Consider the following 12,447-nt stretch of genomic DNA (forward strand, 5'->3'; position numbering starts at 1 on the left):
TGTTAGACCCTGCCATTCTTGCAATCGTCCGGGTCAGTGCTTACCGTCTGATACCTGACCGCAAGGGATTACCCAAAAGCTATCCAAACGTTTTGAGGCAAGACCGGGGCATGGAACCCACTCTATTCGCATTCATCTGGAAACACTCTAAAAAACAACAGCTTGTTCTGCTGTTGCTGACGGTTCTTTCCTTTCCCTTTCTGTATGCATCGCTCGAGCTGCCCAAACAAATCATCAACGGTGCGATTGGTGCGCCCAGTGCCTCGGTGACAATACTAGGGTTCACCGTGACGCAGGTGCAGTATCTTTTGATCCTGTGCTTTGCCTTTTTGGCTACCGTGATTGCCAGCGGGCTGATGAAGATGCGCATCAATACGATGAAGGGTGTTCTGGCCGAACGTATGCTGCGCCGACTGCGCTTTACTTTGATCCACCGCACTATGCGGTTCCCGAAATCCTATTTCGCCACCACCAGCCAAGGCGAATTGGTATCAATGATCACCTCCGAAGCAGAGCCGATGGGCGGGCTGATGGGCGATGCGATTGCTCAGCCTGTGTTCCAGTTCGGACAGATGATGACCATTGTCACTTTCTTGTTTATGCAAAGCGTCTGGTTTGGCCTTGCAAGTATCGCGCTGATCCCCTTGCAGGCCTGGCTCATCCCGAAATTGCAGCGCCAAATTAACCTACTGAACAAAGAGCGTATTCAGGAGGTCCGAAATCTGAGTTCCGAAATCGGGGAGAGTGCGGCAGGCATCAGTGATCTGCGTACCAATGGCGGGTGGCGATACCGACAGGCGCAATTCAGCCATCGGTTGGGGCGCTTGTTCGAGATCCGGTTCAAGATTTACAACAAGAAATTCTTCATGAAGTTTCTTAACAATCTGATCACACAGATGACCCCATTCCTGTTTTACTCGGTCGGGGGCTATCTTGCGATTAAGGGTGAGGTAACCGTGGGTGCGCTGGTTGCCGCGCTTGGGGCTTATAAGGACCTCAGCGGCCCTTGGAAGGATTTGCTGACTTATTACAATCAGGTTCAAGACATGTCGCTGCGTTGGGATGTGGTCACGGAACGTTTTGCACCTTCTGACATGATTCCAGAGGAGCTTTTCGTTGGCGAACCAGACGAGATTCCGCATCTGAGCGGGGATATCGAGTTGCACAATGTGACCGTGCGCGACGATGACGGTAAGACCATTCTGGAAGATATCGATCTGAAAATCCCCAAGGGTGCGCGGGTGGCGATCCAATCTGATCAAGCGTCCGAACGCAACGCTTTAGCGCAGGTACTGACCCGCGAGGTTCTGCCTGTTCAGGGCGATGTCATCATGGCGGGTCACAATCTGAAAGACCTGCATCAATCCGTGATCGCCGCACGTATCGGGTTTGCCTATTCGCGGCCCTACATTTTCAACGGAACGTTGGGTGACAACCTGTTGATGCCACTGAAGCCACACCCTCAGCACGAAAAAGACGCCGAGGCGAGCCCAAGTCGCTGGCAGGTTGAGGCAGCACGGTCTGGAAACCCGACGGATTCGCTGGACGACGAATGGGTTGATCCCGGTTTGGCCGGATTGGATGATATCGAAGACATTCGCGATTGGTGGTTTAGGCTGGTCGAGGCGATGGGCATTGACGAGTTTATGTTGCGGCGAAACTTGCGAAATCGTTTTGACCCGAACTTGCATCCTGCTTTGGCGGAAGATGTCGTTAAACTGCGTGACACAGTTGCTGAACGGCTAAAAGAGCGGGATTTGGACAGGCATGTCCACCGTTTTGACCCTGAACGTTTTAACCCGACCGTGCCGCTTGGGGGTAACTTGTTGTTTGCGACTCCGTCGCGTGAGATCACACCGGAATCGTTGGCGGGTGATACGCGTTTTAAGAAAATGTTTGGCATGCATGATCTGGCCAATGACGCCATGACCATGGCCAGCGCCGTGCTTGAGACGCTGGACCAGGCCTTTGGGCGCGATGGGACAGATCACCCACTGTTCCTGCGTCTGGGTATGTCGAAGGACATGTTTCACCGTCTTCTCGATATCAAGGACCGTCGCAAATCCAAGGGTGCGGGCGGTATCAGCGACTCTGAACGGTCGTTGTTATTGACACTTCCGTTTCTGCTAACGGCTGAACAGATCGGCCCGGATTTCCCCGAAGAGTACAAGGACAAGATACTCAGCATTCGCAAGGATCAGGCCGAACAGCTGCGCGAAGCTTTGGAAGATATGTTTGTTCCACTGTCCCCGGACAGCTATTTTCCGCGACTAACGGTAATGGAAAACGCTTTGTATGGTCGGGTTTCATTGACCGCCGGGGCCCAAGCGGAAGAGATCGAAGACGTAGTTGCCCAAGCTATGAATGAGGCCGGTCTACGTCGTCGGGCCGCATCCACTTTGTTTGACTTGCCTACCGGGCTGGGTGGAAACAACCTGCCGACAGTGTTTCAGGAACGTGCTGCGTTTTCCCGTGCTGGTATTAAACGCCCCGACATTCTTATTCTCGACAAGGCTCTGGCCAGCCACGACTCCGAAAGCCGTCTGCGAACACGCCTGCGGTTGCGTGAACTTTTACCCGAGTCGATCATGATCTTCATGGAAGATCACTTTGACCATCCCGAAGCCTATGATCTATTTATCGAAATCAAGGATGGCCGTATCGATGGCGTTTCGCGAACTGAGGCCCGTCAGCAAGGAGGAGCTTCGGACGATCTCAGCAACAAACTGGAAATCATCTCTTCTACTGAACTTTTCTCGGGTATTGACGCTCGCAACCAACGGCTACTCGCGTTTTCGGCGCAATGGTACGAAGTGGCCGAAGGCCAGACGATCTTTTCCAAAGGTCAGACACCCGATGCGGCTTATCTATGCATCACGGGGCAAGCCAAACTGGATTGGCCAGACGATGACGGAACAAAACGCACCCTTACGATCATTGAGCCTGGCAGGCTGATAGGAGACCTTTCGATCATCACCGGAGAGCTGAGGCAAATGGACCTGACTGCAATAACGGACTGTAAATTCCTACGTATCGGCGCAGAAGAGCTCCGCGCCGTGATCGAAAGCGATTCTTCGGTAGCAGTTCAGCTGTTGCAGACTGTCGCGGGGTATCTGACCACTTTGTCCACTAGGGTCAACACTATGCGGAAAATATCCGATGTCTTTCCGGATCTGCCTCAAGCCGTCAAAGGTGAAAGCTCTGGCAACAATGCATGACCCCGCCGCCTATGCCGCCCACGAACAACTGGTCAGAGATGCCCGTGCGCGCCCCGAATTGTGGCGCCTTGTCATCGGGCTTATCATTATTCTCGCGCTGTACATCGCACTGAATTCTGTACTTTTCGGGGTAGTCGGCGGATTGGTTCCACCCGATCAGATCCAGAGTCTTTTGTTGGGCACGACGCCGTTTACCACATTGGTTCTTTTAATGAGTTTCGGGTTTCTAACCCTGGGCGTCGCCCTAGCGGCCTGGCAATTGCAACGTCGATCGCTCGCCTCGATTCTCGGCCCCTGGAACCTGTGCCTGCGCCAGTTCTGGCAAGTATTACGCGCCCTTGTGATCCTTGGCTTGGTGATGACGGTCCTGCCACCATACGGGATGGGTGAGCCTCTGACCGAAAACCTTGCCTTATCCACGTGGTTGTTGTTGCTTCCGTTGTCCGCGTTCGCGGTTCTGATTCAGACCAGCGCCGAAGAAGTGTTGTTTCGCGGTTATATCCAGCAATCACTGGCGGCCAGATTCCGGTCCCCTGTAATCTGGATGGGTCTACCTTCAATTCTATTTGCTGCGGGACATTATGCGCCGGGAATCACCGGTGAAAACGCTCTGCTGGTTGCGGCATGGTCTTGTGTATTTGGGCTTTTGGTTGCGGATTTAACTGCGCGTTCGGGGACGTTGGGGCCAGCTATCGCACTGCATTTCCTCAACAATACTATCGCGCTGCTGTTCATTTCGTTACCAGAAACCCTAAGCGGCCTTGCTTTGTATCTGCCGCCCTATGACATGACCGAGACGGGGTTGCTGCGGCAATGGCTGTTTGTGGATTTTGCCGTGATGCTTGTCAGTTGGTTAACTGCGCGTCTTGCGCTCAGGCGCTGATTGCAATTCCTTCCGTAGCGTCTTATTTGACGTCAACGCCGCATAACAAGGTTCCGACATGAACTGGATCACAAACTACGTCCGCCCCCGGATCAACTCGATCTTCTCTCGCCGGGAAGTGCCCGAAAACCTATGGCACAAATGCGACGAGTGCGGCACCATGCTGTTCCACCGTGAGCTGGCTGAAAATCAGAACGTTTGTACCCAGTGCGGCCATCACATGGCCATTACACCTCGAGACCGTTTCCAGCACCTGTTTGATGGCGGCATCTTCACCGAAGTTGATGTTCCTGCCCCGACTGCTGACCCATTGCAATTCCGGGACCAAAAAAAATACCCGGACCGTATGAAGGCGGCTCAGAAAAAGACCGGCGAAAAAGAGGCAATGCTAGTCGCCACGGGCGAGATCGGGCGTACTCCGATTGTGGCTGCTGCGCAGGACTTTTCGTTCATGGGCGGGTCAATGGGCATGTATGTAGGCAACGCCATCATCGCTGCTGCGCAAGAGGCGGTGAAGCTGAAGCGTCCGCTTATCTTGTTTTCGGCTGCCGGCGGCGCACGCATGCAAGAGGGTATCCTTAGCCTGATGCAAATGCCGCGCACGACAGTTGCCGTCGAAATGCTAAAAGAGGCAAATCTGCCCTATATCGTTGTGCTCACTCACCCCACCACTGGCGGTGTAACCGCTTCATACGCGATGCTGGGCGATGTACATATTTCGGAACCCAACGCGTTGATTTGTTTTGCTGGGCCGCGCGTAATCGAACAGACCATTCGGGAAAAACTTCCCGAGGGGTTCCAGCGCGCCGAATACCTGCTGGATCACGGCATGCTGGACCGCGTGACAAAACGCACCGAGATGCGGGATGAGCTGATCACCATCACGCGTATGCTGATGAACCAGCCTCCTGCGGTCAAAGGCGACTTGCCAGCGCCAGAGCCTGAAGAAACCAAGACCGATGCTCCGGTCGAGGATGCGGCCGAATAATGACCGGTCAAACGTCCGACCTCATCCTTGACCGGATGATGGCCTTGCATCCCAAGATCATTGACCTGACCTTGGACAGGGTTTGGCGTCTTTTGGCGGAGCTTGATAACCCGCAAGACAAATTGCCGCCAGTGATCCACATTGCCGGAACCAACGGCAAAGGCTCGACCCAGGCGATGATCCGCGCCGGGATTGAAGGGGTGGGGCTATCAGCTCACGCTTACACGTCACCCCACCTCGCGCGGTTTCACGAACGCATTCGCTTATCTGGAGAGTTGATATCAGAGCCTGCCCTCACAGAGGTTCTGGATGAATGTTATGCGGCAAACGGCGGCGAGAACATCACTTATTTCGAGATCACGACCTGCGCTGCGCTGCTGGCCTTTGCTCGGATGCAGGCGGACTATACGCTGCTTGAGGTCGGGCTGGGTGGCCGTCTGGATGCCACCAATGTTATCGCCCAACCTGCTGTTACAGTGATTACGCCGGTTTCCATCGACCACGAACAATTCCTTGGCAATACACTGGGCAAAATCGCCGCCGAAAAGGCGGGGATCATTAAACCCGGCGTGCCATGCATCGTCGGCCCACAACAAGACGAAGCTTTAGAAGTCATCGAGTATACTGCCGCGCGGCTGGGGGCTCCGCTGTTGGTGCACGGTCAGCACTGGCATGTGCACGAGGAAAACGGTCGTCTGATTTATCAGGACGAGACCGGGTTACGTGACCTGCCGTTGCCGAACTTATTGGGTGCCCATCAGATTCAAAACGCGGGCGCTGCGCTGGTAGTTCTGCGGCACCTGAATCTGGGTGATGACGCTTATGAAGCTGCCGTAACTAAGGCAGAATGGCCGGCGCGCATGCAAAGGCTGAAAACTGGCCCGCTGGTCGAGGCCGCGCCGCAAGCCGAGTTGTGGCTGGATGGCGGCCACAATGCCGCCGCAGGCGTAGCTTTGGCAGACGTATTGGCGAAACTGCCAGCACGCCCGACACATATGATCTGTGGAATGCTCAACACAAAGGATGTGACGGGTTATTTAGCGCCGCTGGCAAAGCAAGCCCAAAGCTTGACCGCGGTTTCCATCCCCGGAGAAGCTGCCACGCTTAGCGCCGAAGACACTGCGGCTGCGGCAACCAAGGTCGACCTGCCCGCTTCTATAGCAGATAGCGTCCTAGAGGCGCTAAAATCTATTGTGGCGAAAGATCCCCAGGCACGCGTCCTGATCTGTGGCTCGCTCTATCTTGCGGGCAACGTCCTGCGTGAAAACGGCTGACCTGCCCGCAGGGCTTCATCTGGCTACAAATATCCCGTGGGAGGCGCGCAAAGCGCGGTGGGGGCAGCGCCCCCTATTTCCCCCAATCCTGAGCTTGCATCTCGCGCAGGCGCGAAGCGGTTCTTTCGAATTCAAAAATACCTTCGCCCTCAACATACAACATCTCGGGTTCAGCGGCGGCTGAACAGATCAACCGGACCTTTGCCTCGTATAATGCGTCAATCAGAGTGACAAAGCGCTTGGCTTCGTTGAAGTTATTTCGCGAAAGTCGCGGGATGTCTTCCAGCACCAGAACCTTCAGCACTTCAGCAATCGCCAGATAGTCCGCAGGGCCCAGCATCCGACCGCACAGATCATAAAACGAGGCGCGTGCGACACCGTTCCGAAACTCAGGAAGTTCGACGGCACGCCCTTTGACCTGCAGCACTAAAGGTTCAGCTGTGCCACCTGACAGGTCCTGCCAAACACTACGGATATTCTGACGCGCTTCCGGGCCGATCGGAGTGAAATAAACCGGAGCGCCTTCAAGGCGGTTTTGGCGGTAGTCGGTGGGTGAGACCAGCTCCCAAACCTGAAGCTGTTCTTTGATATGTGCGATGAACGGAAGGAACAGCTGACGGTTCAGCCCGTCTTTATATAGATCGTCGGGATGCCGGTTGGATGTAGTGACAACCACCACACCACCGTCGTGCAACAGATCGAAAAGACGACCGACGATCATGGCATCGGTGATGTCTGTGATCTGCATTTCGTCAAACGCCAGCAGCTTAACTGTTTTTACAACGTCTTGCGCGACCGGAGCCAATGCGTCTTCAACACCATCTTGGCGGGCTTTGTGCATCCCGGCATGAATTTCCTGCATGAAAGCGTGAAAATGTACGCGTCGAGAAGGGATATCCTCCAGTGCATCAACGAACATATCCATCAGCATGGATTTGCCGCGTCCTACGCCCCCCCACAGATATAAACCCTTGGGCGGAGGTGGCGGCTTGCGAAAAAGTCCACGCTTAATTGGGGTGGCCAACGCTTCTCGGATGCGTTCGAAGTGCGGCAGAACAGCCTCTTGCGCGTCGTCCCGTGTCAGAGTGCCTTCAGAAATGCGAGTGTCGTACAGCGAAATCAAATCCGTCATGGGCCGAGCCATAGCGCCCGCGTTGCGCCTTGAAAAGCAGCCATTTTCGACGACACATCAAATTTCCTTATCCGTGACCGCAAAACTGCTGAATTGACGCATTTTCCAAATACGCTAACGTCCGCCGAGTAAAATACCCGAGGTCCCCATGCCGCAATCCGCTCGCCTTCTGAACCCAATCCTGATCGTTGGCTGTATCATCATCACAGTCAGCTTCGCCGTGCGCGCATCGTTTGGGGTGTTTCAGATTCCGATTGCGGATGAGTTCGGGTGGCTGCGTAGCGATTTTTCCATGGCAATCGCGATTCAGAACCTAGCATGGGGTATTGGGCAACCGATCTTTAGCGCGATTGCTGAAAAAATCGGCGACCGTCGGGCCATCATTTTGGGTGCTCTGACTTATGCCGCCGGTATGGTTCTGACAGCATGGTCCGTGACACCTTTCGAGCATCAAACGTACGCGTGGCTCGTTGGCTTTGGAATCGCGGGAACCGGGTTTGGTGTCGTTCTAGCCGTGGTGGGGCGGGCGTCTTCAGATGCAAACCGGTCCATGTCGCTGGCCCTTGTTACGGCCGCAGGCAGCTTCGGTCAGGTTTTGGGGGCGCCAACTGCAGAGTGGATGCTGACATTTATGCCATGGCAACAAGTGTTCATCGTCTTTGCGATAGCTATTTTGGCACTAGTACTCACCCTGCCTTTCATGCGCGCTCCAAAACCTGCGAGCAAAGCTGAACTAGAAGAAAGCATGGGCCAAATTTTAGGCCGTGCTTTTCGGGATCCGTCTTATACGCTGATTTTTCTTGGGTTTTTCAGTTGCGGCTATCAGTTGGGTTTCGTCACGGCACACTTCCCCGCCTTTGTGACCGAAATGTGCGGACCCATCCAGCCAGGCGGTCTACTGCATTCGATGGGCATTCAAACTACATCAGCCCTTGGCGCTGTTTCCATTTCTTTGATTGGTCTAGCTAATATCGGTGGCACGCTACTGGCGGGCTGGGCTGGCAATCACTTTCCCAAGAAATACCTGTTGGCCGCCGTTTACACGGGTCGCACGCTTGCTGCGGCGATTTTTATCATTTTCCCGATCACTCCAATCTCAGTCATTTTGTTCTCGTTGGTTATGGGCTCACTTTGGCTTGCGACAATACCGCTGACATCTGGACTGGTAGCCCACCTTTATGGGTTGCGATACATGGGTACGCTTTACGGAATTATCTTTCTTAGCCATCAAATCGGCAGCTTCTTGGGCATCTGGTTGGGTGGCCGTCTGTACGACCAGTACGGCGACTACACTTTTGTCTGGTGGATCGGAGTAGCCATCGGTGCGTTCAGCGCCATTGTCCATCTGCCCATTCGGGAAAACCGTCCAATCGCCGCGGCGGCGGCGTGACTAGGCGGCCTCTTCCGGGGTCAGCAAACCCTCTGCGACCAGACGATCTGCCCAACCTTCTGGTCCCGTGAAGTGATGCGTTTGCCATCCCCGACCGCGGGCTGTTTCGATGTTGTCGATGCGATCATCTGCGAACAACAAACGACTGGGGAGCAGACCACAATCTTTCTCAACCATCTCGTAGATTGGTACATGCGGTTTCACGGTTTTCATCCGGCCTGACACATAGTGCCGGTCGAACTCGTTCAGAAACGGATAGATTGTGGTGGCGTAGTCAAAATTCTGCACCCCAAAGTTGGTCAGGGCAAAAACAGGCACGCCTTTGGCCCGCAAAGCGCGTTGCAGACGGACAGAATGCGGGATTTCCGGAGAGGCCAGTTCGATCCATTTATCATGCCACATACGGATCTCGTCGCGCCAGTCCGGGTATTTTTCAGCCCAATCATAAATCGTATCGGTAAAGTGATGCCCCTGATCCACTAGGTCGTTCATTCCGTGCAAATCAACCTCGGTGAACATAGCGCGACGGCGATCTTCCCCGATGACCTTGTCATAATAGCGCTCTGGCTGCCATTCGATCAGAACATTTCCGATATCGAAAATCACTGCTTCAATCGGCATTAGGAACCCCTAGGAAATCAATCTTGGTTTCGTCCGACTGAACCAATCCCGAACCACATTTACAAGCCGCAAACGCAGCAAAACGCGCTTTTCGGCCCAACTAAGGAAAGCCTATCTTAGACGTGTCGTCGACTGGAAGGCGTACTATCCGCGCAAAGCGGCGCGTAATTCGCGTTCCAGCGCATCCAGAAATCGGGAACGGTCCGTCTTTCCAAAAGGCTTCCCGCCACCGCCAGCGCCCAGAGGGTTGGCCGCGCGCAAGTCAGCCATCAGGTCGCGCATCGCCAGTTGCTGGCCGATATTGGCCGCAGTGAATATCTCGCCATTGGGGCGCATAACGCGCGCCCCGGCCTCAACGCATTTTGCTGCCAGCGGTATGTCGGAAGTGATGACAACATCCCCAGAACCGCAGCGTTCGGCGATCCACTTGTCCGCCTCATCTGCACCTTCCGCTACGATGACGACCTGCACCAAGGGATTTGCCGAAGGCCGTAATCCACCATTCGACACCAGTGCCATCGGCACTTTATGCCGAGTGGCCACCCGTTCCGCTTCGGCTTTCACTGGGCAGGCATCACCGTCAACGTAAAGAGTGGTCAAGCTTTCTTGGCCTCTTTCTTCTCGGGTTCGGAGGGTTTTTTGCGCACCTTGAACTCTTCGGGGATCGGCATGCGGTTGAAAGCGTCCAGACCGGCGATCTTATACGCTTCGGCCAGTGTCGGATAGTTGAACGTGTTCTGAACGAAGTAATCAACCGTGCCTTTCAAGTTCAGCACAGCCTGCGCGATGTGGATCAGTTCGGTCGCGCCTTCACCGACGATTTGCACACCCAAAACCCGGCGTGTTTTCAACGAGAACAGCATTTTGAGCATTCCATGCTCTAGACCCATGATATGCCCGCGAGAGGTTTCACGGAACCGCGCCACGCCGACTTCATAGGGGATGCCACGTTCCTGCAATTCTTCCTCGGACATGCCGCAGGTTGAAATTTCAGGAACAGAATATATGCCGTAAGGATACCACGGGCTTTCCGGTAGGGTAGGGGTGTCCAACGCATGACATGCCGCCACACGACCTTGTTGCAACGAGGTAGAGGCCAGAGACGGGTGCCCGATCACGTCTCCGGTCGCATAGATATGCGGAACCGAAGTTTGATACGTTTTTCGATCCACTTTGATCCGGTTGCGATGGTCGGTCTCCAACCCGACCGCGCCCAAATTGAGCGCCGAAGTCGCGCCCATGCGCCCGGCGGCGAACAGCAACATCTCGGCGCGTACATGGCGACCATTTTCCAACGTGACTTCGACATGATCCCCGGCATCTTCGATCTTCTCAACCGCAGACCCTAGCCTCAGATCAACACCGTTTTCACGAATTTGGTGGGTGAAATCGTGAATCAACCGTTTGTCGATGAAATCAAGGAAGGTTTCACGCGGTTCAATCAGAGTTACGCGCACATCCAAGGCTGAGAACATAGTTGCGTATTCTACGCCGATCACTCCAGCACCGATCACGATCAAGGCACGAGGAATCTCGGCCATCTCAAGAAAATCGTCGCCATCAACCACTGTCTTGCCGTTGAAGGGCACATAGTCGGGGCGATAGGTCTTGGTGCCGGTAGCAATAAGGAACTTGGCCGCTGTCAGGCGCGTTGTTTCGCCGGCGTCCGTCGCAACCTCAACCTCATGCGGGCCGACGAATTTGGCGAGACCGTTCAAGGTTTCCACGTGGTTGCGATTGAACTGGTGTTCCAGAACGTCAACCTCATGGTCCAGCGTCATGTGCAAGCGCGCTTTGAGGTCTTCGGCGCGAATTTGATCCTTTACCCGGTAAGAGCGGCCATAAAAGCTGCGCTCGCGCCAGCCGGACAAGTTCAGCACCGTTTCGCGCAGGGTTTTGGAGGGAATCGTTCCTGTATGGACGGACACGCCGCCGAGCCGGTCCTTGCGGTCGACCACAAGAACGCGTCTTTTGAGCTTGCCGGCCTGAATCGCTGCGGAACGCCCGGATGGGCCTGACCCAATTATAATCAAGTCATAGTCGTAACTGCTCATCCTTTAGTCCCCATACAATGCTTCGGCATGGAAAGTGATGTGATCTTCCATGAACGTCGACACAAAGAAATAGGAATGATCGTAACCCGGCTGCAGACGATAGGTTGCTTGTTGACGGCGCTCGGCGATGGCGGTGGCCAACGCTTCGGGGCGAAGAAGATCGATGAACTGGTCATCGGTCCCAGTGTCGATCAGGATTGGGCCGTTGAAACCTGTTTCTTTCATCATCAACGACGCATCATGCTTGGCCCATTTGGCCTCGTCATCACCCAGATAGGCGCTCAGCTGTTTGCGCCCCCAATCTGCGCCCATCGGATTCGAAATCGGTGCAAAGGCCGAAACCGATCGGTACCGACCAGGCAGGTTCATAGCCAGCGTCAGCGCGCCATGGCCGCCCATCGAATGGCCTGTGATCGCCTGACGTTCTCCATCAATGGGGAAGTTTTCAGAAAGAAACGTTGGCAACTCTTCAGCCACGTAATCCCACATGTTGAAATGAGGTGCCCAAGGCGATTGCGTTGCGTTTACGTAAAACCCTGCACCTTGTCCCAGATCATAGTCTTCGTGATCGGCAATACCTTCACCGCGCGGTGAAGTATCGGGGAAAACTATGGCAATCCCTTGCTCGGCAGCCCAAGCTTGAGCGCCCGCCTTGATCATGGCGTTTTCGTGCGTGCAGGTCAGGCCTGACAGATACCAAAGTACGGGAACCGGGCCGTCCTTGGCTTCGGCAGGCAGGAACAGGCCAAAAGTCATGTCGCATTGGCAGGCGGAGGAAGTGTGGCGGTACACGCCTTGCACGCCACCGAAACAGGCATTTTCCGAGAGGGTTTCCATCTATCAGAGTCCTTCACTTGAGGTCGCGACATGGCTAACGGCCCATCGAC

10 protein-coding genes are annotated in these 12,447 nt (G+C 54.7%); 5 read left to right on the forward strand and 5 right to left on the reverse strand.

The window, feature by feature from the left end:
* Positions 1 to 110 precede the first annotated feature (110 nt).
* The 4 genes from ACR0L3_RS10195 to ACR0L3_RS10210 are packed head-to-tail and all read left to right on the forward strand — an operon-like array spanning position 111 to position 6,363.
* The gene (locus ACR0L3_RS10195; RefSeq protein WP_480745606.1) at positions 111 to 3,218 is read left to right on the forward strand and encodes an ABC transporter transmembrane domain-containing protein; all 3,108 of its coding nucleotides are present in this window, start codon (positions 111 to 113) and stop codon (positions 3,216 to 3,218) included.
* Positions 3,160 to 4,101: a CPBP family intramembrane glutamic endopeptidase gene (locus ACR0L3_RS10200; RefSeq protein ID WP_480745607.1), complete on the forward strand. Its 942-nt coding sequence runs from the start codon at positions 3,160 to 3,162 to the stop codon at positions 4,099 to 4,101. The genes ACR0L3_RS10195 and ACR0L3_RS10200 overlap by 59 nt, the downstream gene beginning before the upstream one ends.
* A 58-nt stretch (positions 4,102 to 4,159) precedes the next feature.
* The gene (gene accD, locus ACR0L3_RS10205) at positions 4,160 to 5,089 is read left to right on the forward strand and encodes an acetyl-CoA carboxylase, carboxyltransferase subunit beta (protein ID WP_480745608.1); all 930 of its coding nucleotides are present in this window, start codon (positions 4,160 to 4,162) and stop codon (positions 5,087 to 5,089) included.
* Positions 5,089 to 6,363, forward strand: coding sequence for a bifunctional folylpolyglutamate synthase/dihydrofolate synthase (locus tag ACR0L3_RS10210; RefSeq protein ID WP_480745609.1), 1,275 nt, complete (start codon positions 5,089 to 5,091; stop codon positions 6,361 to 6,363). Before accD ends, ACR0L3_RS10210 begins: the two co-directional genes overlap by 1 nt.
* Before the next feature lie 73 nt (positions 6,364 to 6,436).
* Here the strand turns inward: ACR0L3_RS10210 and zapE are convergent, their stop codons facing one another.
* On the reverse strand, positions 6,437 to 7,495 hold the full coding sequence (gene zapE / locus ACR0L3_RS10215) for a cell division protein ZapE (RefSeq protein WP_480745610.1): 1,059 nt from the start codon (positions 7,493 to 7,495) through the stop codon (positions 6,437 to 6,439).
* Between the two features lie 148 nt (positions 7,496 to 7,643).
* Between zapE and ACR0L3_RS10220 the strand changes: the two genes are divergently transcribed.
* Complete coding sequence (locus ACR0L3_RS10220; protein WP_480745611.1) at positions 7,644 to 8,885, forward strand: MFS transporter; 1,242 nt, start codon at positions 7,644 to 7,646, stop codon at positions 8,883 to 8,885.
* Here the strand turns inward: ACR0L3_RS10220 and ACR0L3_RS10225 are convergent, their stop codons facing one another.
* From ACR0L3_RS10225 to fghA, 4 genes are all read right to left on the reverse strand, one after another.
* Positions 8,886 to 9,506 carry an HAD family hydrolase gene (locus tag ACR0L3_RS10225; protein WP_480745612.1) on the reverse strand — a complete coding sequence of 207 codons (621 nt, stop codon included), beginning with the start codon at positions 9,504 to 9,506 and terminating at the stop codon, positions 8,886 to 8,888. It abuts the gene before it with no gap.
* A 144-nt stretch (positions 9,507 to 9,650) separates the two neighbouring features.
* Positions 9,651 to 10,106: a YaiI/YqxD family protein gene (locus tag ACR0L3_RS10230; protein WP_480745613.1), complete on the reverse strand. Its 456-nt coding sequence runs from the start codon at positions 10,104 to 10,106 to the stop codon at positions 9,651 to 9,653.
* On the reverse strand, positions 10,103 to 11,560 hold the full coding sequence (gene sthA / locus ACR0L3_RS10235; RefSeq protein ID WP_480745614.1) for a Si-specific NAD(P)(+) transhydrogenase: 1,458 nt from the start codon (positions 11,558 to 11,560) through the stop codon (positions 10,103 to 10,105). Before sthA ends, ACR0L3_RS10230 begins: the two co-directional genes overlap by 4 nt.
* Before the next feature lie 3 nt (positions 11,561 to 11,563).
* Positions 11,564 to 12,397 carry an S-formylglutathione hydrolase gene (gene fghA, locus ACR0L3_RS10240; RefSeq protein ID WP_480745615.1) on the reverse strand — a complete coding sequence of 278 codons (834 nt, stop codon included), beginning with the start codon at positions 12,395 to 12,397 and terminating at the stop codon, positions 11,564 to 11,566.
* Positions 12,398 to 12,447 lie beyond the last annotated feature (50 nt).

This window comes from Ruegeria sp. CK1 (assembly GCF_056536545.1).